We start from the raw sequence: 24,569 nt of genomic DNA on the forward strand, positions 1-24,569 counted from the left end.
CCTGTCGCCTGGGTTCCTCGCTGGCTGGATTTCGACAGGCTCAATCCGCGAGGCCGGGCTCAGATGTCGAGGAAGCGAACATCCTTGGCGTTGCGTTGGATGAAGTTGCGTCGTGACTCGACGTCCTCGCCCATGAGGGTCGAGAAGATCTCGTCGGCTGCGGCAGCATCGTCGAGGGTCACCTGGAGGAGCGTGCGGGTCTCGGGATCCATCGTGGTCTCCCAGAGCTCCTTGTAGTCCATCTCGCCGAGACCCTTGTAGCGCTGGATGCCGTTGTCCTTGGGGATGCGCTTGCCCGCGGCGATCCCGGCCTCGAGCAGCGCGTCGCGCTCACGGTCGGAGTAGACGTATTCGTGCGGCGAGTTCGTCCACTTGAGCCGGTAGAGCGGCGGCTGCGCCAGGTAGACGTAGCCCATGTCGATGAGCGGCCGCATGTAGCGGAACACCAGGGTGAGCAGCAGCGTCGTGATGTGCTGCCCGTCGACGTCGGCGTCGGCCATGAGGATGATCTTGTGATACCTGGCCTTCTCAGGGTCGAAGTCCTCACCGATGCCGGCACCGAAGGCCGTGATCATGGCCTGCACCTCGGCATTGCCGAGCGCGCGGTCGAGTCGGGCCTTCTCCACGTTGAGGATCTTGCCGCGCAGCGGGAGGATCGCCTGGGTCTCCGGGTTTCGCCCCTGCACGGCGGAACCGCCGGCCGAGTCACCCTCGACGATGAAGATCTCCGAGCGGCTCGGGTCCTTGCTGGAGCAGTCGCGGAGCTTGCCGGGCATGCCACCCGACTCGAGCAGGCCCTTGCGTCGGGTCTGCTCGCGCGCCTTGCGAGCCGCCATGCGGGCCGCGGATGCCTGCAGGGCCTTGCGAATGACATCCTTCGCCTGCACGGGGTTGCGATCGAACCAGTCACCGAGCGCCTCGCCCATGACCTTCTGCACGAAGGACTTCGCCTCGGTGTTGCCCAGCTTGGTCTTGGTCTGGCCCTCGAACTGCGGCTCGCCGAGCTTCACCGAGATGACCGCGGTGAGGCCCTCGCGCACGTCGTCGCCCGTGAGGTTGTCGTCCTTCTCCTTGAGGATGCCCTTCTCACGCGCATAGCGGTTGACGAGCGTCGTCAGCGCCGCGCGGAACCCCTCCTCGTGCGTGCCACCCTCGTGCGTGTTGATCGTGTTCGCGTAGGTGTGCACGCTCTCGCTGTAGGAGGTCGTCCACTGCATCGCGACCTCGAGCGCGATGCGCCGCTCCGTGTCTTCCGACTCGATCGAGATGATCTCCGGATGCACAACCTCTGACTTCTTCGCGGAGTTGAGGTACTCGACGTAATCGACGAGGCCACGCTCGTAGAAGAACGACTCGCTGCGCTGCTCGTGATCGACCTCTCCCTCGACCTCCCCGGTCTTGGCGGCGCGCTGGTCTTCGAGCGCGATGCGAAGGCCCTTGTTGAGGAACGCCATCTGCTGGAAGCGGGTGCGCAGGGTCTCGTAGTCGAACTCGACCGTCTCGAAGATGTCGCTGTTCGGCCAGAAAGTGATGGTGGTTCCGGTCTGGTCAGTCTCCTCACCCTTCTCGAGCGGGGCATCCGGAACACCATTGCGGAAGGTTTGCCGCCAGACGTTGCCCTGGCGGCGCACCTCAACCTCGAGCTTGTGGGAGAGCGCGTTGACGACGGAGCTACCGACACCGTGCAGGCCGCCCGACACCGCGTAGCCGCCTCCACCGAACTTTCCGCCGGCGTGCAGGATCGTGAGCACGACCTCGACGGTCGACTTCTTCTCGACCGGGTGAATATCGACGGGGATGCCGCGGCCGTTGTCGACGACGCGAACTGCGCCGTCGGGCAGGATCGTCACGGTGATCGTGTCGCAGTAGCCCGCGAGTGCCTCATCGACGGAGTTGTCGACGATCTCGTAGACGAGGTGGTGCAGCCCGCGGGGCCCCGTCGAGCCGATGTACATGCCGGGGCGCTTGCGCACAGCCTCGAGGCCCTCGAGTACCTGGATCTGGTCGGCCCCGTAGCTTGCGTTGTCCTGCTTCTGCTCGTCGGCAGTGCGCTGGTGCGCTACGACCTCGGGCGTCGGGGTAGCACCGTCGCCCGGAGTCTGATTCTCGATGGGGTTCTCGGGCGACGATTGTGACATCTGAAGGGGGACTCCTGTCCTGTAAGCCGGGTGTCGTCCTGGGCCGGGCTCCCCTCGGGTAGCTGCCCTGGCAACCCTTCGATTCTACCAAGTAACGGCCCCCCAAAGGGTGAATTCCGCCGTCTGAGCGCCTAAATCGGCGGCGCCGGACTGTTTTGCCTCCCTAACCGTAGGTATCGCGAGGACCGCGCCCCTGAATCGATCTGGGGCCCCGTTTCCATGAAGGGGCGTCCGGCCCCAGAAACTTGACCGACTCGACGCCCGCCTCGGGGAACTCCCGTTCGATGCGGCTGAGGATGTCTCCCCTGATGAGGCGCAACTGCGTCGCCCACGCGGTCGAGTCGCACCGCACGCTCATGACGCCTTCCTCGATGCCGATCGGTTCCGCGTGTACTGCGAGATCCTCCCCCACGATCGCCGACCAGGAGGAAAGCAGCTCAGAACGCGCGAGCGGAGACGTCCAGCCGAGGGTCGTCGTCATGGCATCCATGACCTCAGCGATGCCCCGCGGGTCGCGACCCTTGCCGAAGGGAACGCTCGCGCCATCCTCACTGCGTCGCGCTGACCGCCGGCGCGCATCCATCGATCGCACGGATCCATCACCAAAGACGCGGCGGAATCGCTGGTACACCTCGATGTGTTCTTGCTCGCGCTCACCACCCGTGCGCGGATCAGCCATCCGAGTTCACCTCGTCGTCGAGGATCCGACCCTCCGCGATGCGAACCGTGTGTGCGCGCAGTGCATCCGGCACATCCTCATAGACCGCGGCCGTGATGAGCACCTGCTCGACGGAGACGACGGCATCCGCCAGCCGTTCCCTGCGCGCAGCGTCGAGCTCAGCGAAGACGTCGTCGAGCACGAGCACGGGGTCACCCGTCGCGGAATCACGGCGCAACTCCTCGACCGAGGCGAGTTTCAACGCGAGCGCGAATGACCACGACTCGCCATGGCTCGCGTAGCCGCGGGCGGGCATGCCGTTGAGACGCAGCAGGAGATCGTCGCGGTGTGGACCGACGAGGGTCACGGCACGTTCGAGCTCGCTTCGACGCAGTCGCTCGAGTGAGGTGCGGAACGCGGATGCCGCATCCGCCGCCGAGACAACGCCGCTGACGCCGGGTTCATCGCCCGCCTCATCCTCATCGCTGCCGGAGAAGATGCTGAGCCGGTTCTCCAGTTCGGCCGAATGCTGGTCGCCCGCGATCGACACATAGGCGCGCGCAACCTCCGGCTGAAGTCGGGTCACGAGCGCGGTGCGCGCCTCGACGAGTTGCGAACCGAGGTCGATGAGCCGCTCATCCCACACCTCGAGGGTGCTCAGCTGCGAACCCTTGACTCCCGCGGCGCGCGCCGACTTCAGCAGGGTGTTCCGCTGGCGAAGCACCCTGTCATAGTCGGCGATGATGCCGGCGAACCGCGGAGAGAGCAACACGAGCAGCTCATCCATGAAACGCCTGCGCCCAGAGGGTTCACCGCGCACGAGCGCCAGATCTTCGGGAGCGAACAAGACGCTCGAGAAATACCGCGGCAGCTCGCGGGTCTTGATCGCCGAACGATTCACCTGGGCCTTGTTGGCCGAGGAGCGGTTCAGCTGCACCTCCACCAGCAGTTGGCGTTCACCGTGTGCCAGTTTCGCGCGGATGATGGCGGCATCCTGATCGCGACGGATCAGCGCCTGGTCGCTCGAGACGCGGTGCGAACCCACCGTGCTGAGGTAGCCGAGTGCCTCGATGAGGTTGGTCTTGCCCTGGCCATTGCTGCCAACGAAGAGATTGGCGCCCGGCTCGAGCGCGACTTCTGCGCGCTCGTAGTTCCTGAAGTCGGTGAGGGAGAGGTGGGTGACGAACAACGCTAGCGAAGCAGCAGGTTCGGCTGCAGCAGGTACTTGTAATTGTCGGCGCCCGGCTGGTCCTTGGACGACTGGCTCGTGATGAGCACGGGGCCCGGCTTGTTCGGGTTCTCTGTGCGTGTGAAGGAAATGCGCACGAACTCCGAGTGCACGGCGCCGAGGCCATCAAGCAGGAACTGCGGCTTGAGCGAGACGACCATGTCGCCACCGTGCAGGTGCGCGTCGATCGTCTCGGATGCCTGGGCCTGCTCGCCGCCGATCGCTTCAAGGGTCAGGCCATCGATCGTGAAGCTGAAGCGGAGGGCTGCCTCCCGCTCCAGGACGAGGGCGACACGGCGAACCGCCTCGACCAACTCGCCCGTGTTCATGACGGCGTAGTTCTCGACCGTTTCGGGGAACAGGCGCTTGACGGGCGGGAAGTTGCCCTTGATCAGGAGCGAGGTGACGGTCTTGCGGTCAGCGCTGAAGGCGATGATCTCGCGGTCGTCGGTGTTCGTGATCGCGACCGAGATCGTGCCGCTGTGGCCGAAGGTCTTACCGATCTCCTGGAGCGTGCGGGCTGGAACGAGGGCGGTGACGGCCTCGGAGAAGTCGCGGTCGCCTGAATCCCAGTCGATCTCGCGCACCGCGACGCGGTAGCGGTCAGTCGCAACGAGGCTCAGGGTCGTGTCGCTGACCTCGAGCTGTACACCCGTGATGACGGGGGTCACATCGTCGCGGGAGGCGGCGACCGCAACCTGGGAGACCGCGTCGGAGAAGGCATCCGCCGGCAGGAGCCCAGACTGCTCGCCAACCTGCGGCAGGGTCGGGTACTCCTCGACGGGCATGCTCAGCAGTGTGAAGTTCGCCGAACCACAGCGCACCGTGATCTTCGACTCCTCCGTGGAGAACTCGACGGGCGCATTCGGCAGGCGGCTCGCGATGTCAGCCAGCAGTCGCCCCGACACGAGAATCGTGCCGGGAGTGTCGACGCTCGCCTCGATCTCGGTCTGGGCCGAGACCTCGTAGTCGAACGACGAGAGCCGAAGGCCGGTGTCGGTCGTCTCGATGAGCACACCGCTCAGGATCGGCAGCGTCGTGCGCTGGGGAAGCAGTTTCACGGCAAACGAGACGGCCTCGCTGAAAACGTCGCGATTCACCTGAAACTTCATGCGATTCCCTTTCGACACGGAAGTAGACATCCGGGGGCTTAATACTGGCACAGCGCAGGAGAAGCCGGACCGGACGGCGCAAAGGGTTATCTGAGCCCCAAATCTGAATTAATGAACGGTAAAGACATTAACCGCTGTGGAAAGTGTGGATAAGTCGGTGGATGCCTTGCAGCATCGGAGAACTACACGCGTGTGAGTTGTGGGCGTTCTGTTGAACGGCTGTCGAGAACTCGTCGCCGGAACTTTCGTTTTCGATCGCGATTCCACAGCGAAATTCTTGTCATCCACATCCGCGCGGCGTGTTGTCCACAGTTATCCACAGGCTTTCCACATGTTGAGAAGGCGCGCCAAGTTCTGCTATCGCGCGCGCTTGCGAACGAGAGTGGAAAGCGGAACGCCGCCGCCTAACTCGAGAAGCGGTGGTTCTGCTTGATGCGGCTCGTGAGCTCGGTCACCTGGTTGTAGATCGAGCGGCGCTCCTTCATGAGCTCCGTGATCTTCTTGTTGGCATACATGACCGTCGTGTGGTCGCGGCCGCCGAAGAGCTGCCCGATCTTGGGCAGTGAAAGGTTGGTCATCTCCCGGCAGAGATACATCGCAATCTGCCTGGCGGTGGCTACTGCCTGCGAGCGGGAGGAGCCATAGAGGTCGTCGACCGAGAGCTTGAAGTAGGCAGCCGTGTGGTTGATGATCTCCACCGGCGCGATGACGTTGTCATCGTCGAGCGTGATCAGGTCCTTCAACACCGTCTGCACGAGCGAGAGATCGACGGGCGTCTTGTTGAGACTCGAGAACGCCGTGACACGAATGAGGGTTCCCTCGAGTTCGCGGATGTTCGACGAGACCTTCGACGCCATGTACTCGAGGATGTCGTCGGGCACCTGGAGGCGCTCGCTCTGCGCCTTCTTGCGGAGGATCGCGATGCGGGTCTCAAGGTCGGGTGCCTGCACATCCGTGATGAGTCCCCACTCGAAGCGGGAACGCATCCGGTCTTCGAAGCCGGTCAGGTGCTTGGGCGGCAGGTCGCTCGTGATGACCACCTGCTTGTTGTGGTCGTGCAGCGTGTTGAAGGTGTGGAAGAAGGCTTCTTGCGTCGAGTCCTTGCCCTGCAGGAACTGGATGTCGTCGATCAGCAGGATGTCGATATCGCGATAACGGGACTGGAAGACGGATGCCCGGTTGTTGGCGATCGAATTGATGAAGTCGTTCGTGAATTCCTCGGAGCTCACATAGCGAACACGGATGCCCGGATACAGGCTCTCGGCATAGTGGCCGATCGCGTGCAGGAGGTGGGTCTTGCCGAGACCGGAGTCGCCGTAGATGAAGAGGGGGTTGTAGGCCTTGGCGGGAGCCTCCGCGACCGCGACGGCGGCGGCGTGGGCGAAGCGGTTCGAGCCGCCGATGACGAAATTGTCGAAGTTGTACTTGGGGTTGAGCCGTGAATCGGAACGTCGTCCCGTATCGGGAGCGGGGGTCGTCGGCGCCGGCTCCATGAGCGGCTGCTCGTCGATCTCCTCGGCGTGGGCCATGGTGACGTGCGAGATCTCAGGGTTCACGACGATCGCGAAGTTGTTGAGCTCCCACCCGCCGTCGAGATCGGCGATCGCGTTCAGGAGCGGAATTCGGATGCGCTGCTCGAGCATGCCGCGGGTGAGGTCGTTGGGCACCTCGAGGTAGAGGGTGCCGGCCATGATGCCGCGGGGCTCCGCGAGACTGAGGAAGCCCTGGAGCTGCGGCGTGATCCGGTCGTCGTTGCGCAGGGTGTCAAGAATTCGCTGCCAGGCTCCCTGCGTAGGATCGACTGAATCGGTCATCCGGCGCTTCCTCCCCCATCCACGGTCTCAGGTTCCTGCGGGCCCGTGGCGTGCACGGTCTCAATGCTGCAGTTATACACAGGGTTATCCACTGCCTGTGCAGTCACACCACCTTAGTTTGTCTCGGCGGGTCATCCACAAGCACCATTTCGAGGTGTGGATAATGGCAGGTTGCTGTGCGCGGTTTGACCGATGCCAAGAAAGAACGTATTTTTAAGCAGTTGACTTCTGCCTTCCGGCACATTCGTCATTCCATGCCCTCGTGAGTGCGCTCACTGGCATGAACGGATGCACGACATCGATTTTTTTCACCCACCTGCGGAGATCCCACCATGAGCAAGAGAACGTTCCAGCCGAACAACCGCCGTCGTGCCAAGGTGCACGGTTTCCGCCTGCGCATGCGCACCCGTGCCGGACGCGCAATCCTCAACGCGCGTCGCCGCAAGGGCCGCACCGAGCTCTCCGCTTAGTCACGACCGGTCCGGTTCGGTGCTGGCTCGAGCCGAGCGGCTCGTCAGCGCCGCCGACTATCGACGTACTGTCCGGCGCGGCCGGCGGGCGTCAAGTGAACTCATGACTGTGTACACGCTCGTGGGTTCTTCAGGCGACACCTCTCGCTTCGGATTCATCGTCTCGAAGGCGGTCGGCAATGCCGTCACCCGCAATCGGGTGCGTCGTCGTCTGAAAGCCATCTGTCACGCTGCAGTCCGCGCAGAGATGAGCAGCGCTCATGTCGATGCGGTCATCCGCGCCCACCCGGCAGCTGCGACGGCGGGATTCCAAGAGCTTGAGAGCGATGTCCTTCGCTTGCTCGACCGCGGCAGAGCCCTCCTCTCCCCGTCGGCACCCCTGAGCGGGACGCGATGAAGGCGCTGGGTCTGCTCTGGTTGCTTCCGCGCAATGTGTGCGTGGCGATCCTGCACGTCTACCGGGCGGTTATCTCTCCTCTTTATGGGGATGTGTGCCGCTACTACCCGTCGTGTTCGGCCTACGCGCTCGAAGCCATTCGAGTTCACGGGGTTATGAAGGGCATCGGCCTCGGCTCGCTTCGGTTGGCACGGTGTCACCCCTGGGCGGCCGGCGGAGTTGATGACGTCCCACCCCACAGCACACACGCGGTGCGTCTCAGCCGTTGGGGCTTTGTGCTCGATCTCGAGCACCACTCCCCTGTTCACCACATGCACCAACGAAAGGTCTGATCCAGCACATGGATTTCATAGGCACGATTCTCTGGCCGATCAAGTGGGCCATCGAGGCGATCCTGGTCGCATTCCACACCCTCCTGACGGCGATTGGGCTCGACCCTGATGATGGTGTGACCTGGGTCTTGGCGATTGTGGGCCTTGTGCTCGTGGTGCGGGCACTCCTTATTCCGCTCTTCGTGCGGCAGATCAAGAACCAGCGGCGGATGCTCGAGGTTTCGCCGCAGCTCAAGAAGATCCAGGACAAGTACCGCGGCAAGAAGGACCAGTTCTCGCGCGAGGCGATGTCGCGCGAGACGATGGAGCTCTACAAGAAGACGGGCACGAACCCGCTCAGCTCCTGCCTCCCCCTCCTCATCCAGATGCCGATCTTCTTCGGCCTCTTCTCGGTGCTGCAGAACGCGCAGCACGACGGCGTCGGCGTCGGCCTGCTGAATGAGGAGCTCTCCACCTCCTTCGGTGAGTCGGTGTTCCTGGGCGCACCGCTCAAGCTCGCCATCAGCACGGCCGACGGCAACTGGACCGTCATTGTCATCGCCTCGATCATGGTCATCCTCATGACGGCGTCGCAGTTCATCACGCAGCTGCAGATCATGTCGAAGAACCAGTCGCCCGAGATGAAGAACAGCCCGATGTTCAAGCAGCAGCGCATCCTGCTGTACCTGCTCCCCCTCGTCTTCCTGTTCTCCGGCTTCACCTTCCCGCTCGGCGTCATGTTCTACTGGCTCGTCTCGAACATCTGGACGATGGTGCAGCAGTTCATCGTCATCCGGAACATGCCGACCCCCGGCAGCGAAGCGGCGCTCGCTCGCGAAGCGCGTATGGCGAAGAAGGCCCAGCGTCGTGGCATCACGATCGTCGAGGATGAGAAGCCGGCCGTCGAGAAACCCAAGCCGGCGCAGCGACAGCAGCCCGTCAACCCCAAGAACCGCAAAAAGAAGAAGAAGTAGGCATTCGTGACTGACAACATGGTCCCCGTGAGTGAAGCAACCATCGAAGCGGATGGCGTCGAGCAGACGGCGAGCTCTGTGCCGGAGCTCGAAGAAGAGGGCGATATCGCCGCCGACTACATCGAGGAATTGCTCGATATCACCGACCTGGACGGTGACATTGAGATCGATGTTCGTGGTGGGCGTGCATATGTATCGGTGACTTCCCCCGAAGACAGCAATCTCCGAGTGCTGGCGAAGACCGAGACGGTCAACGCGCTGCAGGAGCTCACGCGTATCGCGGTGCAGACCAAGACCGGCAGCTTCTCACGCCTGATCCTCGACGTGGGTGGATCTCGCGAGGCACGCCAGAAGGAACTGGCGAATCTCGTCGAGCGTGCGGTCGAGCGCATCGAGGCCGGCGCGACATCCGCAGCACTGCCGCCCATGTCCTCGTACGAGCGCAAGCTCGTGCACGACATCGTGGCCGAGAAGGGCTTCACCTCTGAGTCGGAAGGCGAGGGTCGCGATCGCCACACGGTGGTTCGTCGCGCCTAAGGTGCCTCATGTTTCACGTGAAACATTTGGAGCGCTGACTCGGTAACTTCCAGCGCTGATGTTTCACGTGAAACGTCAGCCCGGGGCGGCACTGTGACAGCCAAAATTGCGACAGCACAGGTTTCACGTGAAACATTGACTGGATCCGCCGTAGAGATAGACCCACGACGACGAAGGACGGATATGCCCGACACCACCATCGAGCGCGAGCCGGATGCTGCCGCAGCACTGTTTGGTGACCGTATCGACCTGGCGCGGAGTTTTGTGGCCGATCTCGGGCAACGCGGCGAAGAACTGGGGCTCATCGGCCCCCTCGAACTCCCCCGCCTTTGGACCCGTCATGTCGTGAACTCAGCGCTCATGGCTCCGCTGCTTCGCCCCGGCCGGGTCGGCGACATCGGCAGCGGGGCCGGGCTCCCCGGCATCGCGCTGGCGATCGCGCGGCCGGACGTCGAATTCATCCTGATCGAGCCGATGGAGAGGCGCGTTGGCTGGCTGAACGAGCAGGTGGCGGCGCTTGGTCTGGACAATGTCGAGGTCATGCGGGCTCGCGCGGAAGAAGCAAAGCTGAGCCCGTGGCTTGACCAGGCGACCGCCCGCGCTGTGAGTGCCCTCAGCAAGCTCATTCCCCTCGTGGCACCCCTCATGAAGTCGGGCGGCGAAGTCCTCTTCTTTAAGGGCGCCAGCGTTGGGAAGGAGATTGAGGCCGCATCCAAGGCCATTCGTCGTCATCGCCTGCACGACATCGAGGTGCTCGTCCTTGGTGAGGAGTACGGTACGGAGCCCACTCGGGTGTTTCGGGCTACAGTGGATTGACCCGTTTCCTGGCTTCCGGACTCCGCGAGAGCACCGGCAGGGGCGGCGCGGACAGACGCGAGCCCGACGCGGTATCCACGACACACTCCCCTCGATAGACCAGAAGGTTTCACGTGAAACATCACGACAACGGCAGCGGCAGTCCCGAGCTCGACCAGCGCGCCCGCGAGGAACTGGAAGCCGCCTTTGCGGTGAGTGGTAGCGGCGACGTCGTGCGGGATCTTGGTCGCACGGACGAGTCCAATGCCGCCAAGACGGAGACCGGTCAGAGCAAGGCACCCGACGCCTCGAGCGAACTGAAGACGAAGAAGCCCTCGTCGACCTCCGCGCTCGGAGGCTTCGCTGACACTCCCCTGGCTCGTGAGCTGTCGGAGATCACCCGTCGTCGACGTGCCCTCGAGGCCGAAGAGCTGCCCCTGCCTGCCGCGACGCGCGTGATCACGGTCGCGAACCAGAAGGGCGGGGTCGGCAAGACCACGACCACGGTGAATCTCGCGGCCGCCCTCGCCAAGAACGGCGCCCGCGTGCTGGTCATTGACCTCGATCCCCAGGGAAATGCGTCCACTGCGCTGGGCGTCGAGCATCGCTCCGACACCGTGAGCGTCTACGACGTCATCGTCAATGACGTCGAGATCGTGGATGTCGTGAAGAAGAGCACCGAAGGCGGCGAGCTGTACTGCCTTCCCGCCACGATTCATCTCGCCGGCGCTGAGATCGAGCTTGTCTCCCTCGTTGCGCGCGAGCAGCGCCTGCGTTCCGCGCTCGACAAGTTCCTGAGCGAGGCGGAGGAGCCCTTCCACTATGTCTTCATCGACTGCCCTCCCTCTCTCGGCCTTCTGACGATCAACGCCTTCGTCGCCGCGCGCGAGGTGCTGATCCCGATCCAGTGCGAGTACTACGCACTTGAGGGACTCAGCCAGCTGCTCAACAACATCAAGCTGATCGAACGACACCTCAACCCTGAACTTGTCGTATCGACGATCCTGCTCACGATGTATGACTCCCGCACCAACCTTTCCAACCAGGTAGCGGATGACGTGCGGCAGCACTTCCCCGCCGAAGTGCTTGCCACGCCCATCCCAAGATCTGTGAGAATCAGCGAAGCGCCGAGTTTCGGGCTCAGTGTCATCAGCTACGACACGAACTCGCCGGGTTCGATCTCCTATCTCGAAGCGGCTGCGGAGATTGCCCGCCGGGGAGCTCCCGAAAGCGCCGGCGCGAGCAAATAGCGCCCGAAGAATCACCAAGCAACACCAGGACGAACGGAAACACCAATGGCAGCAAAGCGCACGGGACTCGGCCGCGGCATCGGCGCCCTCATCCCGACCGATGAAGGCTCGCCGACTCGACCGGTCGACGTGTTCTTCCCCTCCGGCGCGCGTCCAGCGGTTGCCGAGGACGAGATTCCCGGCCTCGCAGAGGTGCCGGGGGCGCGTCTCGCCAGCATCGACCCCCGGAAGGTCGTCCCCAACGCGAACCAGCCTCGCCACGTCTTCGTGCAGGAGGAGCTCGATGAGCTGATCCACTCGATTCGTGAGTTTGGTGTGCTTCAGCCGATTGTCGTGCGCCCAATAGCGGATGCCGACCCCGACGGACCGGAATACGAACTCGTCATGGGTGAGCGCCGCCTGCGGGCCACCAAGCACCTCGGGCTCGAGAGCATTCCCGCCGTCATCAAGAACACGGCGGATGACGCCATGCTCCGCGATGCACTCCTCGAGAACCTGCACCGCGCGAACCTCAACCCGCTTGAAGAGGCGTCGGCATACCAGCAGTTGTTGTCGGACTTCGGCATCACCCAGGAGCAGCTGGCCGAGAGAATCGGTCGCTCCCGTCCACAGATCACCAACACGCTCCGGCTGCTTCGTCTCCCTGAGACCGTGCAGCAGCGTGTCGCCGCAGGTGTGTTGAGTGCCGGCCATGCCCGCGCGATCCTGTCGACCGGTGAGCCAGAGGCGATGGAGCGCCTCGCCGACAAGATCATCAACGAAGACCTGTCGGTGCGGTCTGCGGAAGCAGCGGCCGGTCAAATCTCGAACAAGCCCAAGCGCGCCACCAACCCAACGCGTGGGGGTCGTCAGGGACAGCTGGATGAGATTGCGGAACGTCTGGGCGACCGTCTCGACACCCGGGTGAAGGTCACCCTGGGTGCGAAGAAGGGTTCGATTGTGATCGATTTTGCGACGGTCGGCGACCTCAATCGCATTCTGGACGAACTGGGCGACCCGGGCTTCCAGTAGCCTAGAAACCTGCGCTGATCAGGGGTTTTTATGCCCTTGCGTCACGCAGGGCGGCCTGGCAGAGCGCGAGATATGCCCACCCGACATCGTGTCCTGCGACCTCGAGGGCGCGGGGGAACAATGACGTCTCAGTGAGGCCGGGCATGACACTCGCCTCGAGGAAGAACGGGGTGCCCGCGCCATCCACCATGAAGTCCATGCGCGAGATGTGGCGGAGCCGAAGGGTCTCGTGTGCCGTGATGGCCGCCTCTGACGCGCGGGCTGCGACCTCGTCTGAGATTCGCGCGGGCGTGTAGAACCGCGTCTCCCCCGCGTTGTACCGTGCCTCGAAACTGTAGAAACCGGAGATCGGCTCGATCTCGACGGGTGGAACGGCAACGGGCCCGTCACCCGTATCGATCACGCACACGGAGATCTCGGTGCCAACGATCTTCTGCTCCACGAGGGCGACGTCACCGTATCGGTAGGCGTGCACCATCGCAGTCGCGAGGTCACCCGGCTCATCGACGATCGTGACGCCCTGAGCGGAACCACCCTGGGCCGGCTTGACGACCACGGGGCCGCTCAGTTCAGCAGAGATTCGGTCGAGCACGTTGACCGCACCGAGGTCGCGGAAGGTGTCTCGCGACAGCGCGATGGAGCGTGGCGTGGGCACATTTGCTCTGCTGACCAGGGCTTTTGCTGTCGGTTTGTCCCAGGCCATCCGCGACGCATCGGCTCGGGAGCCAACAAAGGGCACCCCGACAAAGTCGAGGAGGCCACGCAGCGAGCCATCCTCTCCCCCGGCACCGTGGAGGGCGGGCCACACCACGTCTGGCTGCCCGGATTCGAGGTGCGCGAACAGCGTGGCATCCGGGTCGCGAAGTTCGACTGTGACCCCCTGCGAGCGAAGGCTGTCGGCGATGCGACGGCCGGAGCGCAGCGAGACATCCCGCTCGTGCGAGATGCCGCCAGCGAGGATCAGTACGGAACTCGGGGTGAACTCGTCCATTGCGATGCAGTTCCTTCGGGGTATTGCGGTGCCTGCGGGGCGCGTCAGTTGATGTTTGGCGGCGGGCTCGTGACGTGAATCGGCTCGACGACGGGAATCTGGCCCGTGACGACAGGCCCACTCGTCGCGAAAGTCTTGAGCAGTTCGAGTTCGCCGTTGATGACGGAGGTGAGACGACGGATGCCCGTGCGAATCGTCTCCTCGTTGGGGTAGCAGAACGACAGGCGCATCATGTGGCGGCCGCCACCGTCGGCGAAGAAGGCCGTGCCGGGCGTATAGGCGACAAGCTCCTTGACCGCCCGGGGCAGCATCTCCTTGGAGTCGAGCGTCGACGGCAGTCGGAGCCAGACGTAGAAGCCCCCGTTGGGGACCGTCCATTCCATCTCGGGCAGGTGCTCCTGCAGAGAGGAGAGCATGGCGTCGCGGCGAGAGCGGTAGACGTCGCGGAAGGCGTCGATCTGGCCCTTCCAGTCGGAACTGCGGAGGTACTCCGTGATCGCGAACTGGCTGAAGGAGCTCGGACAGAGGGTTGCGGACTCATTGGCGAGGATCAGCTTTTCCCTGATGGCATGGGGTGCGAGCGCCCAGCCGACCCGGAAGCCGGGGGCGAAGGTCTTGGAGAAGCTGCCGAGGTAGATCACGCCATCCTCTTCGATCGACCGCATGGCGTGGGGCGGCGGGGTGTCGAAGTAGAGGAGACCGTAGGGGTTGTCCTCGAGCACCAGGATGTCGTTGGCCTTGCAGATCTCAAGGATTTCGAGGCGGCGCTCCCAGGTGAGCGTGACCCCGGCCGGGTTGTGGAAGGTCGGGATCGTGTAGAGGAACTTGATGCGCTTGCCCTCGGCCTGCAGCCGCGCGATCGCTTCGCGCAGGGCCTGGGGGATGAGGCCGTCCTCGTCCATCATGACGTGGGCGACCTCGGCCTGATATGAGCGGAAGACGCCGATGGCGCCGACATAGCTCGGCGCCTCAGCAAGGATGACGTCGCCCGGATCGATGAAGAGCTTCGTCACCAGGTCGAGCGCCTGCTGCGATCCGGTGGTGACGACCACGTCGTCGACACTGCCCCGGATGCCCTCGAGCGCCATGATCTCGAGGATGTACTCGCGAAGTTCGGGCGTGCCCTGGCCTGAGCCGTACTGCAGCGCCGTCGGGCCGGAATCGCGCATGACCCGCTCGAGTGAGGAGGTCACGAGGTCAGGCGAGAGTGCTGACACGTAGGGCATGCCGCCAGCCAGGGAAACCACCTCGGGCCGAGATGCGACTGCGAAGAGCGCTCGAACCTCGGATGCGCTGAGTCCGGCAGTCCGGTGCGCGTAGTGGTCGTACCACGGGTCGAATCTCGTGCTCGACCCGCCCGATGTGGATTCGTGCGGCGTCATGGTGATCCCTTGTCCTCAGGGTGCTGGAATCACTCAAGCCTAAGCGACGAGGGCCCGCACTGCGTTCGCAGGCGGGCCCTCGGTTGCACTACAGGGACGGCGTCAGCCGATGAACTCCGCGAGGTCGGCCTCGAGCGCGGGCTTTGGCTTCGCACCGATGACGGTCTTGACGACCTCGCCGCCCTTGAAGACCTTCATGGCGGGGATCGAGGTGATCTGGTACTTCATGGCCGTCTGCGGGTTGTCGTCGACGTTGAGCTTGACGATCTCGAGCTTGTCGGAGTGCTCGGATGCGATCTGGTCGAGGATGGGGGAGACCGCGCGGCAGGGGCCACACCATTCCGCCCAGAAGTCGACCATGATCGGCTTGTCGGAGTTGAGCACCTCGGCTTCGAAGGTGGCGTCGGTCACATCGCGTGCACTGGACATGTCGTTCTCTCTTTCGTCGGGGGAATTCAGGCGTGGGCGGGGCTGAGCGGGGCCTCGGGGATGGGGTCTGCCTCGACGCTGCTCTGCGGCAGCGAGGCGAGGTAGTGCTCGGCGTCGAGCGCCGCGACCGTGCCGGAGCCGGCGGCCGTGACGGCCTGGCGGTAGGTGGGGTCGATGACGTCGCCAGCCGCGAAGACGCCGGGCACCGAGGTGCGGGAGCTGCGTCCATCGACCGCGATCGTGCCGGCATCCGTGAGGTCGAGCTGCCCGTGCACGAGGTGCGTGCGCGGGTCGGCGCCGATCGCGATGAAGAGCCCATCGAGGTCGAGGTTCGACTCGCTGCCGTCCGTCGTGTCGACGAGGGTCACGCCCGTGAGGCGCTCCTCGCCGAGGATGCCGCCGACACGCTTGTTGAAGAGGAACTCAATCTTCGGGTCGGCGTGAGCGCGGTCCTGCATGGCCTTGGAGGCGCGGAGCTCCTCGCTGCGGTGGATGATGTAGACCTTGTCGGCGAACTTCGTCAGGAAGGTGGCCTCCTCCATCGCCGAGTCGCCCCCGCCGACGACCGCGATGGTCTTCTGGCGGAAGAAGAAGCCGTCGCAGGTGGCGCACCACGAGATGCCGTAGCCGCTCAGGCGGTCCTCGTTGGGCAGCCCGAGCTTGCGGTAGGCCGAACCCGTCGCGAAGATCACGCTGAGCGCCTCGTGCGTCTCGCCGTTGCCGAGGGTGACCTTCTTGACGTCACCGGAGAGGTCGAGCTCGGTCACGTCGTCCATGACGATCTCGGTGCCGAAACGCTCGGCCTGCTTGCGCATGTTCTCCATGAGGTCGGGCCCGAGGATTCCCTCGGGGAACCCCGGGAAGTTCTCGACATCCGTCGTGTTCATGAGCTCACCGCCTGCCTCTACCGAGCTCGCGATGAGCATCGGGTTGAGGCCACCGCGTGCGGCGTAGATCGCTGCCGTGTACCCGGCGGGACCGGAACCGATGATGATGAGCTGGCGCAAGGCGCCCCCCTTCGAAGATTGTCGTATGCGGTGCAACACATCCTATTCGCCGCCTATTCCGCGATCACCGGGTGTGACGACCGTGACGGCGCGCCTCAGGAACGACGGATGCGACGCAGCGCGACATCACGGACGAGCGCGACATCCGGGTTCCGCAGCAGCAGGAGCACGCCAGCGTAGACGACGCCCATGATGGTGGCCACGAGGGCCATCGACGCGATGGCTCCCGGCACGGTCGACAGGGCGAAGGCGCGTTCCTCGAAGCCGCCGAGCGTGCGGAAGGTGACGCCGCCGGCGACCGCCGCGATGCCCGCGGCGAGGAGGTACTGCAGGTGGCGCACGAGAAGGAGGCGGCCCCCGAGCGCCCCGATCTTGCGCCGCAGCACGAGGAAGGTGAGGGCGAATTGGGCGAAGAAGGTGAAGGAGGAGACCGCAGCGATGCCGACGCCGATCCACTCGACCGGCAGCGCGGTGCAGGCGAGGAAGCCGACGACGAAGAGCGCCGACTTCGCGACCTCGACGAAGAACACCGTGCGGGTGTCCTCAAGGGCGTAGAAGGTGCGCTGCAGCACGAACACGGCGCTGAAGGGGGCGAGCCCGATCATGTAGACGGCGATGACGGCGGCCATCGCGAGCACGTAGTCGTGCCGGCTCTCGAAGATGCGGGCGAAGGGGGCGGCGACCACGATGAGCACGGCGGCGGCGAACATGATGATGAGACCGATGGCGCGGAGGGAGGCCGAGACATCCGCCTTGACGGCGGGGATGTCGCCCGCCCCTGCGTTCGTGCTCATGCGGGTGAAGAACACGGTGGCGATCGAGACCGCGATGACCGAGTGCGGGAGCATGAAGATCAGCCAGGAGTTGCCGAGGGTCGCGGCGCCCGAGCCTTCCGCCACGGCGAGGCTCGCGGTGCGGGTCTGCACGAGCCCTGCGATCTGCGTCACAAGGATCATGGCGAAGACCCACCCGGCCGAACGCCCCGTCTTGGCAAGGCCGACGCCGCGCCAGTGGAAGTCGGGACGGTAGCGGATGCCGGCCCTGCGCCAGAAGAGCAGCAACACGAAGGCCTGCGCCGCGATGCCGAGGGTCGCGCTGCCCGCCAGCACCACGATGCGCTCGGTCGTCCAGACATCCACGGAACTGTTGACCTCTGCGCCGCCGAACAGCAGCTGGAACGCGATCAGGCCCGCGATCGCGACGACGTTGTTGAGGGCGGGTGCCCAGGCGAAGGGCCCGAAGGCGCCCCGGGCGTTGAGCACCTCACCGAGCAGGCTGTAGAGCGCGTAGAAGAAGATCTGCGGCAGGCACCAGTAGGCGAACACGGTCGCGAGTGCGAGCACCTCGCTCGAGAAGCCGCGCCCGCCGTCGTCGGCCTGCTGCACGTAGAGCGTGACGAGCACGGGGGCGGCGAGCGTCGCGAGCACCGTGACGCCGAGGAACACCGTGATGCCGAGCGTGACGAGCTTGTTGATGAAGCCCGCCCCGCCGTCATCATGAACACCGGCGCGCACGATCTGCGGCACGAGCACCGCGCCGAGCACGCCGCCCGCGATGAGCGCGTAGATGTTGTTGGGCAGCTGGTTCGCGACCGCGAAGGCGTCGGCCGAAGCGGATGCCACCTGGCCGATCGTCTGCGCCAGCACGATGGCCTTGACGAAGCCCAGCACGCGGCTGACCATCGTGCCGGAAGCCAGCAGCGCGGTCGAACGGCCGACGCTGCGTGGAGCCTTCCCGCCGGGCTCCTCCCCTGCCTCGCTCACGGGGCCTCGCGCCTCTCGCGGCGGCGCCGGGCGACCGTGCGGATGATGCCGATGACGAACACGAGCAGCACGATGCCGGCAACGACAAAGGTGAACGCGGTCTCCCATCCCGCCTGCACGTTGGTCGTGACGTAGAGCGGCGCGCCGATCGAAACCCCTGTCGGGCTCGAGAGGGTGACCACGAGCACGGCAGAGCCATTCGCGATGGACTGCACCGGCACGGCGGCGCGGGCCTGGGACTGGGCCTCGATCGTCACCGGCACACTGTCGTCGAGCACGTCGAGCACGGCGCGGTTCGCCCACACCTGCACATTCACGGTGACCGGGTAGGGCAGCGCGTTGCTGATCGTGATCGGGATGTCGCCCGTGTCGCTCAGGAGGTTGATCGTACTGCTGTCGAGCACATGCACCGAGGAGAGCAGCTCGCCCGCCCCGGCAATGAATTCCTCAACGGCACCCTGCCAGTCCGCCGAGGTCTCGACCCAGGCGTTGGAGGCGAGGGCGAACATCCGGCGCCGCTGCTCCCCCGTGATGAGGCTCGGGTCTTCAAGCACGCTCGCGAACGCGGTCGTGGCGGGCGTGGTCTGGAGGGCGCTCTGCAGGGGGGTGAGGCGTTCGGTCGGCACTGCACGGTCGACGATGCCAATCTCCGCCGGGTCTTCCGCAAGGGTGCGGGAGAGCGTCGTGAGGGTGATCCCCGTCGTCGTTGAGAGCGCTGTGAGGGTTGCCGCAATGCGGTTGCTGCTGCTCGGGATGCTGCGGTCGAGCGTTGCCAGCACGGTGGCCGAGCCGCCGGTCCACCCACCGAGTGCCGCGGTGAGCTGCGCCATCGAGGAGTTCCAGGCGGCCTCGGTCGGCGCCGAGACGGCGTCACGCAGGAAGGCGGAGATGTCGTTGTTGGAGACGAGCACGCGGTGGCCCCCGGCCGTCGCCGATGCGGGGATCGCGTCGCGTGGATAGGAGGCGTTGCTGGAATCGAGCACGGTCACGGCATCGCCGAGGGCCGCGAAGACTTCAAGGTCGGCACCGACGACCGTGTCATCGCGCGGCCACACGACCGGGCCGAGCGTGAACGGCAGGTCGACGAGATCCTCCCCCGTCGGCACGGCCGGCTCCGCCGGCATCGTGGGCGAGGGGCTCGGCGAGACGCTGGGGGAGGCGGATGGCGAGGCGGTCGGGCTCTCCTGCACCTCGTTCGGGAAGACCGCGGGGTCGATCACGAAGTCCGTGGGCACCGACAGGTCGGTCATCCCCGCCTGACTGAGGGCCGCAACGTCGGCGTCGGCGTAGGCGAGCGAGAAGGTCTCGTTGCTTGAGCCCTGCAGGCGATCAAGCCACTCGACCGCCGACTCGGGCGCGCCCGTGCCCAGGATGCGGATCGAGGCGAGGATCCTGGGGTCGACGCCGAGCGCCACCGGGCGGTTGATCACGGCATCCAGCTGGCGCGTGAGTACCCCCGTCGGGGAGGTGTAGAGCTCCAGATCCTCCGCCGACAGCAGGCTCGTGGTGCCGGCCGGCACCACGACGGGCATCGCCAGCACGAGATTCGTCGGAGAACCGTCGCTTGCCGCGACACCGGGCGGAGGAGTCTGTGAGGGCGTGGCATCCGGAGTCGCCGAGGACGCGACCGAGCCACTGAGCACGAGGGCGGCGCCGAGGAGGGCCGCGCCCCACCGCGAGGTGAGACGAGTCAGAGGCATCGGCCGGCTCCGATCGTGCGCTGGGCCAGCATGCAGTCGATTCTATGGCCGAGACGCCGAGAGGCAGTCGGATGCCACGGCCACTGTGGATGAGCGGCGGATAGTCTTGACCGATGCACAGCGTCGCCTCGGCAATCACGCGACTCGCGGCCCTGGCCGAGTCGCCGCACGTCTCCCGCCTCGCCGATGCCTTCGCGGCGGCGGGCCACGAACTCGCGCTCGTGGGTGGCCCCGTGCGCGACGCCTTCCTCGGCCGAGAGCTCAACGACCTCGATTTCACGACGGATGCCCGGCCTGACCGCATTCTGGAGATCGTCACCCCAATCTCGAGCGCCCAGTGGGACATCGGGCGCGCCTTCGGCACGATTGGCGCCGTCGTCGAGGGGCACACGGTCGAGATCACGACCTACCGCACCGACGCCTACGACGGCGAGACCCGCAAGCCCGAGGTCGAGTTCGGCATGAGCCTCGACGAGGACCTCGTGCGCCGCGACTTCACCGTCAACGCCATGGCGCTGCGCCTGCCCCAGCAGAAGCTCGTCGACCCCTCCGGCGGCATGGACGACCTGCTCGCGTCTCGCCTTGCCACGCCGGCCGCCCCCGAGGTCTCCTTCGGTGACGACCCGCTCCGGATGCTGCGTGCCGCGCGGTTCACGTCACAACTCGGCTTCACCGTGTCTGAGGAGGTGCGCGCCGCCATGACCGCCCTCGCGGGTCGCCTCTCGATCATTTCGGCGGAGCGGGTCAGCGACGAACTGACGAAGCTACTCCTGACGGCTTCACCGCGCGCTGGCATCGAGCTCATGGTGGAGACGGGGCTCGCCGACGAGGTGTTGCCCGAGATTCCCGCCCTGCGGCTGCAGGTGGACGAGCACGCACACCACAAGGACGTCTATCAGCACAGTCTCACGGTGCTCGACCAGGCGATCGAGCTCGAGGGCACCCGCGAGCACGAGCCCTCCCCCGACCTCGTGCTCCGCCTCGCGGCCCTCCTGCACGACATCGGCAAGCCGGCGACGAAGCGCGTCGAGGGTGGCGGCGTCGTCACCTTCCACCATCACGATGTCGTCGGGGCGAAGCTCGCGACGAAGCGGCTCAAGGCGCTGCGCTTCGACAAGGAGACGATCCAGTCGGTCAGCAAGCTCATCGAGCTACACCTGCGCTTCTTCGGCTACACGGAGGGCGCGTGGACCGATTCGGCCGTGCGGCGCTACGTGCGCGACGCGGGTAACCACCTCGAACGGTTACACATCTTGACGCGTGCCGACGTCACGACGCGCAACCGCCGCAAGGCCTCGCGTCTCGCACGCGCCTACGACGACCTCGAGCAGCGCATCAAGGAACTCGCCGAGCAGGAGGAGATCGCGGCCGTGCGCCCCGACCTCGACGGCGAACAGATCATGGCACTGCTCGGCATCCGTCCCGGCCGTGAGGTCGGCGAGGCATACCGCTTCCTGCTCGAACTGCGGCTCGACGAGGGCCCCCTCGGCGAGGAGGAGGCCGAACGCCGGCTGCGCGCGTGGTGGGCCGCGCGCTGACTACTTCGCGGTGTCGCGAATGAACTGCTCGAGCATCTCGCGCGCCACCGGGTCGGGGTACTGCTTCGCGGGCGACTTCATGAAGTAGGCGGATGCCGCCTCGACGGGTCCGCCGTGACCGGCATCCAGCGCAAGCTTCGCGGCACGCACCGCGTCGATGATGACACCGGCCGAGTTCGGCGAATCCCACACCTCGAGCTTGTACTCAAGGCTCGTGGGCGCGTTGCCGAAGCCGTGGCCCTCAAGGCGCACGAACGCCAGCTTGCGGTCGTCGAGCCACGGCACGTGGTCGCTCGGGCCGATGTGCACGTGCTCCGCCCGAATCTCCTGGTCGACGTTGCTCGTGACGGCCTGCGTCTTCGAGATCTTCTTCGACTTGAGTCGCGAACGCTCCAGCATGTTCTTGAAGTCCATGTTGCCACCGACGTTCAGCTGGTAGGTGCGGTCGAGCACGAGGCCCCGCTCCTCGAAGAGACGCGCGAGCACGCGGTGCGTGATCGTCGCACCGAGCTGGCTCTTGATGTCGTCGCCCACGATGGGAATGCCCGCATCCGTGAACTTCTTCGACCACTCAGGGTCGCTCGCGATGAAGACGGGCAGCGCGTTCACGAACGCGACGCCCGCGTCGATAGCCGCCTGTGCGTAGTGCTTCGCCGCCTCCTCGGAACCGACGGGGAGGTAGCAGACCAGCACGTCGGCGCCCGAGTCACGGAGGGCCTGCGCGACGTCGACGGGTGCGGCATCCGATTCCTCGACCATCTCGCGGTAGAACTCACCGAGGCCGTCGAGAGTGGGGCCGCGCAACACCGTCACGCCGGTCGGCTCGACGTCGGCGAACTTGAGGGTGTTGTTCTCGCCCGCCCACATCGCATCGGCGAGGTCGACCCCGACCTTGGCTGCGTCGACATCGAAGGCGGCGACGAACTCGAGGTCGCGCACCGCATACTGGCCGAAGCGGGTGTGCATGAGTCCTGGGATCGTCTCGGCGTCATCCGCGTCCCTATAGAAGGTGACGCCCTGGATGAGGGAGTTGGCACAGTTGCCCACGCCGGCGATAGCGACCCGAATCGACATGACGATATTGCTCCTTGCTGGTGATGGAAGTACATGACTACACTAGACAGGTTGTCTGTGCGCCTCGATCCGAGGCCTCCGCAGGCAGCGACATGCACATACCCTCCTGTCACAGACCGTCTGTGACCGTTTTCAGTCCAAAGGAGGTGGGTTAGTCATGCATCAGTACGAACTCATGGTGATTCTCGATCCCGAGATCGATGAGCGCACCGTGGCACCCAGCCTGGACAAGTTCCTCAACGTCATTCGCAATGACGGTGGCTCGATCGACAAGGTCGACGTCTGGGGCAAGCGCCGGCTGGCATACGAGATCAACAAGAAGGCCGAGGGCATCTACGCCGTCGTCGAGATGACCGCCAACGCTTCGGCAACGGTCGAGCTCGACCGTCAGCTGAAGCTCAGCGAGGCCGTCATGCGCACCAAGGTGCTCCGCGCAGAGGAAGCGATCGCTCAGGTTGCCGCCGCCGCGAAGCTCTCCGAGGAGAAGGCCGCCCGCAAGGCTGCCGCCGCCAAGTCCGCACCGGCCGCCGACGCGAAGAGCGAGTAGCTCATGGCCGGCGAAACCGTGATCACTGTGGTGGGCAACCTCACCGCCGACCCGGAGCTGCGGTACACGCAGAACGGACTCGCGGTGGCGAACTTCACCATCGCCTCCACTCCTCGCACCTTCGACCGTGCGAGCAATGAGTGGAAGGACGGCGAGGCGCTCTTCCTGCGCGCAAGCGTGTGGCGCGAATTCGCCGAGCATGTCGCGGGATCCCTCACCAAGGGCTCGCGCGTCATCGCCTCCGGTCGACTGAAGCAGCGTTCCTACGAGACCAAGGAAGGCGAGAAGCGCACGAGCTTTGAGATCGAGATCGATGAGATCGGTCCGAGCCTGCGCTACGCCACCGCACAGGTCACCCGCACCTCATCGTCCCGCGAAGGCGGCGGCGGTGGTGGATTCGGCGGACAGCGTGGGGCTGTCGCTGACGAGCCGTGGGCAGCCGCGGCGCCGTCGTCGGCGAACTCCGGCGGGGATGTCTGGAACACCCCCGGCAGCTTCAGCGACGAGACACCCTTCTAGACCTCGCCCACGGCGCACGGTCACGAAACCAAACCCTAAGGAATAACCATGGCAGGAAAGAGCAGCGGCGACCGCCGCAAGCCCCTCCGCAACAAGGGTGGCAAGAACGCCGCCCCCGCGAAGTCCATTCGCGTCGGCGTCATCGACTACAAGGATGTCGCCACCCTCCGCAAGTTCATCTCGGAGCGTGGAAAGATCCGCGCCCGTCGTATCACCGGTGTCTCCGTTCAGGAGCAGCGCCTCATCGCCCGCGCAGTCAAGAACGCGCGCGAGATGGCACTGCTTCCCTACGCCGGCTCGGGCCGTTAAGGAGCATCGAAATGTCAAAGCTGATTCTGACGCATGAGGTCACCGGCCTCGGCGCTCCTGGCGACGTCATCGAGGTCAAGAACGGGTACGCCCGCAACTACCTCGTGCCGCAGGGCCTCGCCGTGAACTGGAGCCGCGGTGGCGAGAAGCAGGTCGAGCAGATCAAGGCCGCCCGCGCCGCGCGCGAGCACGCCACGATCGAGGAGGCCAAGGACCTCAAGCTCAAGCTTGAGGCCAACAAGGTCAAGCTGTCGATCAAGGCCGGCAAGGAGGGTCGACTCTTCGGGTCGGTCAAGAACTCCGACATCGCCGACGCCGTCGCCGCCTCCGGGCTTGGCACGGTCGACAAGCGCAAGATCGAGATCACCTCTCCCATCAAGGTGACGGGCGAGCACGAGGCGACTGTTCGCCTTCGTGACGACCTCGTCGCCACGATCACCATCCAGGTGGTCGCAGCGAAGTAGTCCTTTCAAGGATTCGGATGGCGGTGGGCCTGTGCTCACCGCCATCGTCGTTTTAAGGCGCGAAAGCGCACTTGAGGCGGGGCGTTTTGTATCGGGTTTTTCACCCCCGTGTCAAGCACTTTCAACAGCCGGGGTGTGGATTACTCCAAAC

25 protein-coding genes are annotated in these 24,569 nt (G+C 65.1%); 13 read left to right on the forward strand and 12 right to left on the reverse strand.

The features are described 5' to 3' along the window. Positions 1-59 precede the first annotated feature (59 nt). The 5 genes from gyrB to dnaA form a co-directional block, all read right to left on the reverse strand. Positions 60-2,138 carry a DNA topoisomerase (ATP-hydrolyzing) subunit B gene (gene gyrB, locus ACIQK7_RS04765; RefSeq protein WP_403021815.1) on the reverse strand — a complete coding sequence of 693 codons (2,079 nt, stop codon included), beginning with the start codon at positions 2,136-2,138 and terminating at the stop codon, positions 60-62. Between the two features lie 163 nt (positions 2,139-2,301). After that, positions 2,302-2,817 carry a DUF721 domain-containing protein gene (locus ACIQK7_RS04770; RefSeq protein ID WP_403021817.1) on the reverse strand — a complete coding sequence of 172 codons (516 nt, stop codon included), beginning with the start codon at positions 2,815-2,817 and terminating at the stop codon, positions 2,302-2,304. Next, on the reverse strand, positions 2,810-3,985 hold the full coding sequence (gene recF, locus ACIQK7_RS04775; RefSeq protein ID WP_403021819.1) for a DNA replication/repair protein RecF: 1,176 nt from the start codon (positions 3,983-3,985) through the stop codon (positions 2,810-2,812). The genes ACIQK7_RS04770 and recF overlap by 8 nt, the downstream gene beginning before the upstream one ends. Positions 3,986-3,987: 2 nt before the next feature. Further along, the gene (dnaN, locus tag ACIQK7_RS04780; protein ID WP_403021821.1) at positions 3,988-5,136 is read right to left on the reverse strand and encodes a DNA polymerase III subunit beta; all 1,149 of its coding nucleotides are present in this window, start codon (positions 5,134-5,136) and stop codon (positions 3,988-3,990) included. A gap of 404 nt (positions 5,137-5,540) precedes the next feature. Next, positions 5,541-6,950 carry a chromosomal replication initiator protein DnaA gene (gene dnaA, locus ACIQK7_RS04785; RefSeq protein WP_403021823.1) on the reverse strand — a complete coding sequence of 470 codons (1,410 nt, stop codon included), beginning with the start codon at positions 6,948-6,950 and terminating at the stop codon, positions 5,541-5,543. A gap of 332 nt (positions 6,951-7,282) precedes the next feature. Here dnaA and rpmH point away from each other — a divergent pair, with 332 nt between their 5' ends. The 8 genes from rpmH (at position 7,283) to ACIQK7_RS04825 (ending at position 12,695) form a co-directional block, all read left to right on the forward strand. Beyond that, entirely contained in the window at positions 7,283-7,420 is a 138-nt protein-coding gene (gene rpmH / locus ACIQK7_RS04790) for a 50S ribosomal protein L34 (protein WP_147719745.1), read from the forward strand. Between the two features lie 19 nt (positions 7,421-7,439). After that, positions 7,440-7,817, forward strand: a complete 378-nt coding sequence (rnpA, locus tag ACIQK7_RS04795) for a ribonuclease P protein component (protein ID WP_403021825.1) — start codon at positions 7,440-7,442, stop codon at positions 7,815-7,817. Then, positions 7,814-8,149, forward strand: a complete 336-nt coding sequence (gene yidD, locus ACIQK7_RS04800) for a membrane protein insertion efficiency factor YidD (protein WP_403021827.1) — start codon at positions 7,814-7,816, stop codon at positions 8,147-8,149. Before rnpA ends, yidD begins: the two co-directional genes overlap by 4 nt. Before the next feature lie 8 nt (positions 8,150-8,157). After that, the gene (yidC, locus tag ACIQK7_RS04805; protein WP_403021829.1) at positions 8,158-9,102 is read left to right on the forward strand and encodes a membrane protein insertase YidC; all 945 of its coding nucleotides are present in this window, start codon (positions 8,158-8,160) and stop codon (positions 9,100-9,102) included. Positions 9,103-9,120: 18 nt separating this feature from the next. Beyond that, the gene (locus tag ACIQK7_RS04810; protein WP_403023976.1) at positions 9,121-9,639 is read left to right on the forward strand and encodes a protein jag; all 519 of its coding nucleotides are present in this window, start codon (positions 9,121-9,123) and stop codon (positions 9,637-9,639) included. 183 nt (positions 9,640-9,822) lie between these two features. Then, complete coding sequence (gene rsmG / locus ACIQK7_RS04815; RefSeq protein ID WP_403021831.1) at positions 9,823-10,455, forward strand: 16S rRNA (guanine(527)-N(7))-methyltransferase RsmG; 633 nt, start codon at positions 9,823-9,825, stop codon at positions 10,453-10,455. A 296-nt stretch (positions 10,456-10,751) separates the two neighbouring features. Continuing rightward, positions 10,752-11,684, forward strand: a complete 933-nt coding sequence (locus ACIQK7_RS04820; protein ID WP_403023979.1) for a ParA family protein — start codon at positions 10,752-10,754, stop codon at positions 11,682-11,684. Positions 11,685-11,729: 45 nt separating this feature from the next. Then, entirely contained in the window at positions 11,730-12,695 is a 966-nt protein-coding gene (locus ACIQK7_RS04825; RefSeq protein WP_403021833.1) for a ParB/RepB/Spo0J family partition protein, read from the forward strand. A gap of 28 nt (positions 12,696-12,723) precedes the next feature. Here ACIQK7_RS04825 and ACIQK7_RS04830 read toward each other — a convergent pair whose 3' ends face one another. The 6 genes from ACIQK7_RS04830 to ACIQK7_RS04855 form a co-directional block, all read right to left on the reverse strand. Then, positions 12,724-13,686, reverse strand: coding sequence for a D-alanine--D-alanine ligase (locus ACIQK7_RS04830; protein ID WP_403021834.1), 963 nt, complete (start codon positions 13,684-13,686; stop codon positions 12,724-12,726). A gap of 44 nt (positions 13,687-13,730) precedes the next feature. Continuing rightward, positions 13,731-15,068, reverse strand: a complete 1,338-nt coding sequence (locus ACIQK7_RS04835; protein ID WP_403021835.1) for a PLP-dependent aminotransferase family protein — start codon at positions 15,066-15,068, stop codon at positions 13,731-13,733. A 102-nt stretch (positions 15,069-15,170) separates the two neighbouring features. Then, on the reverse strand, positions 15,171-15,497 hold the full coding sequence (trxA, locus tag ACIQK7_RS04840) for a thioredoxin (protein ID WP_147719754.1): 327 nt from the start codon (positions 15,495-15,497) through the stop codon (positions 15,171-15,173). 26 nt (positions 15,498-15,523) lie between these two features. Continuing rightward, a complete protein-coding gene (trxB, locus tag ACIQK7_RS04845) occupies positions 15,524-16,504 on the reverse strand; it encodes a thioredoxin-disulfide reductase (protein WP_403021837.1) in 981 nt (326 codons plus the stop codon). Positions 16,505-16,599: 95 nt separating this feature from the next. Next, positions 16,600-18,267 carry a murein biosynthesis integral membrane protein MurJ gene (gene murJ / locus ACIQK7_RS04850; RefSeq protein ID WP_403021839.1) on the reverse strand — a complete coding sequence of 556 codons (1,668 nt, stop codon included), beginning with the start codon at positions 18,265-18,267 and terminating at the stop codon, positions 16,600-16,602. Then, entirely contained in the window at positions 18,264-19,967 is a 1,704-nt protein-coding gene (locus tag ACIQK7_RS04855) for a DUF6049 family protein (RefSeq protein ID WP_403021841.1), read from the reverse strand. Before ACIQK7_RS04855 ends, murJ begins: the two co-directional genes overlap by 4 nt. 113 nt (positions 19,968-20,080) lie before the next feature. Between ACIQK7_RS04855 and ACIQK7_RS04860 the strand changes: the two genes are divergently transcribed. Continuing rightward, positions 20,081-21,505, forward strand: a complete 1,425-nt coding sequence (locus ACIQK7_RS04860; RefSeq protein ID WP_403021842.1) for a CCA tRNA nucleotidyltransferase — start codon at positions 20,081-20,083, stop codon at positions 21,503-21,505. Here the strand turns inward: ACIQK7_RS04860 and ACIQK7_RS04865 are convergent, their stop codons facing one another. Continuing rightward, entirely contained in the window at positions 21,506-22,579 is a 1,074-nt protein-coding gene (locus ACIQK7_RS04865) for an inositol-3-phosphate synthase (protein WP_403021844.1), read from the reverse strand. A 157-nt stretch (positions 22,580-22,736) separates the two neighbouring features. Between ACIQK7_RS04865 and rpsF the strand changes: the two genes are divergently transcribed. The 4 genes from rpsF to rplI are packed head-to-tail and all read left to right on the forward strand — an operon-like array spanning position 22,737 to position 24,418. After that, a complete protein-coding gene (gene rpsF, locus ACIQK7_RS04870; protein WP_325209781.1) occupies positions 22,737-23,126 on the forward strand; it encodes a 30S ribosomal protein S6 in 390 nt (129 codons plus the stop codon). Positions 23,127-23,129: 3 nt separating this feature from the next. Next, a complete protein-coding gene (locus tag ACIQK7_RS04875; RefSeq protein ID WP_403021846.1) occupies positions 23,130-23,645 on the forward strand; it encodes a single-stranded DNA-binding protein in 516 nt (171 codons plus the stop codon). A 48-nt stretch (positions 23,646-23,693) separates the two neighbouring features. Then, the gene (gene rpsR, locus ACIQK7_RS04880; protein ID WP_147719762.1) at positions 23,694-23,954 is read left to right on the forward strand and encodes a 30S ribosomal protein S18; all 261 of its coding nucleotides are present in this window, start codon (positions 23,694-23,696) and stop codon (positions 23,952-23,954) included. A gap of 11 nt (positions 23,955-23,965) precedes the next feature. Further along, complete coding sequence (rplI, locus tag ACIQK7_RS04885) at positions 23,966-24,418, forward strand: 50S ribosomal protein L9 (RefSeq protein ID WP_403021848.1); 453 nt, start codon at positions 23,966-23,968, stop codon at positions 24,416-24,418. Positions 24,419-24,569 lie beyond the last annotated feature (151 nt).

The sequence above is a fragment of the Salinibacterium sp. GXW1014 genome, from assembly GCF_044769865.1.
Taxonomy (GTDB): domain Bacteria; phylum Actinomycetota; class Actinomycetes; order Actinomycetales; family Microbacteriaceae; genus Homoserinimonas.

What these genes read in the sequence shown, in the direction of transcription:
- rpmH (WP_147719745.1), top strand. Translation starts at nt 7,283, where the DNA reads ATGAGCAAGAGAACGTTCCAGCCGAACAACCGCCGTCGTGCCAAGGTG.
- ACIQK7_RS04810 (WP_403023976.1), top strand. Translation starts at nt 9,121, where the DNA reads ATGGTCCCCGTGAGTGAAGCAACCATCGAAGCGGATGGCGTCGAGCAG.
- dnaN (WP_403021821.1), bottom strand. Translation starts at nt 5,136, where the DNA reads ATGAAGTTTCAGGTGAATCGCGACGTTTTCAGCGAGGCCGTCTCGTTT.
- rpsR (WP_147719762.1), top strand. Translation starts at nt 23,694, where the DNA reads ATGGCAGGAAAGAGCAGCGGCGACCGCCGCAAGCCCCTCCGCAACAAG.
- ACIQK7_RS04875 (WP_403021846.1), top strand. Translation starts at nt 23,130, where the DNA reads ATGGCCGGCGAAACCGTGATCACTGTGGTGGGCAACCTCACCGCCGAC.
- ACIQK7_RS04865 (WP_403021844.1), bottom strand. Translation starts at nt 22,579, where the DNA reads ATGTCGATTCGGGTCGCTATCGCCGGCGTGGGCAACTGTGCCAACTCC.
- ACIQK7_RS04830 (WP_403021834.1), bottom strand. Translation starts at nt 13,686, where the DNA reads ATGGACGAGTTCACCCCGAGTTCCGTACTGATCCTCGCTGGCGGCATC.
- rpsF (WP_325209781.1), top strand. Translation starts at nt 22,737, where the DNA reads ATGCATCAGTACGAACTCATGGTGATTCTCGATCCCGAGATCGATGAG.
- trxA (WP_147719754.1), bottom strand. Translation starts at nt 15,497, where the DNA reads ATGTCCAGTGCACGCGATGTGACCGACGCCACCTTCGAAGCCGAGGTG.
- gyrB (WP_403021815.1), bottom strand. Translation starts at nt 2,138, where the DNA reads ATGTCACAATCGTCGCCCGAGAACCCCATCGAGAATCAGACTCCGGGC.
- rplI (WP_403021848.1), top strand. Translation starts at nt 23,966, where the DNA reads ATGTCAAAGCTGATTCTGACGCATGAGGTCACCGGCCTCGGCGCTCCT.
- ACIQK7_RS04825 (WP_403021833.1), top strand. Translation starts at nt 11,730, where the DNA reads ATGGCAGCAAAGCGCACGGGACTCGGCCGCGGCATCGGCGCCCTCATC.
- rsmG (WP_403021831.1), top strand. Translation starts at nt 9,823, where the DNA reads ATGCCCGACACCACCATCGAGCGCGAGCCGGATGCTGCCGCAGCACTG.
- ACIQK7_RS04860 (WP_403021842.1), top strand. Translation starts at nt 20,081, where the DNA reads ATGCACAGCGTCGCCTCGGCAATCACGCGACTCGCGGCCCTGGCCGAG.
- ACIQK7_RS04770 (WP_403021817.1), bottom strand. Translation starts at nt 2,817, where the DNA reads ATGGCTGATCCGCGCACGGGTGGTGAGCGCGAGCAAGAACACATCGAG.
- yidD (WP_403021827.1), top strand. Translation starts at nt 7,814, where the DNA reads ATGAAGGCGCTGGGTCTGCTCTGGTTGCTTCCGCGCAATGTGTGCGTG.
- yidC (WP_403021829.1), top strand. Translation starts at nt 8,158, where the DNA reads ATGGATTTCATAGGCACGATTCTCTGGCCGATCAAGTGGGCCATCGAG.
- ACIQK7_RS04855 (WP_403021841.1), bottom strand. Translation starts at nt 19,967, where the DNA reads ATGCCTCTGACTCGTCTCACCTCGCGGTGGGGCGCGGCCCTCCTCGGC.
- ACIQK7_RS04835 (WP_403021835.1), bottom strand. Translation starts at nt 15,068, where the DNA reads ATGACGCCGCACGAATCCACATCGGGCGGGTCGAGCACGAGATTCGAC.
- dnaA (WP_403021823.1), bottom strand. Translation starts at nt 6,950, where the DNA reads ATGACCGATTCAGTCGATCCTACGCAGGGAGCCTGGCAGCGAATTCTT.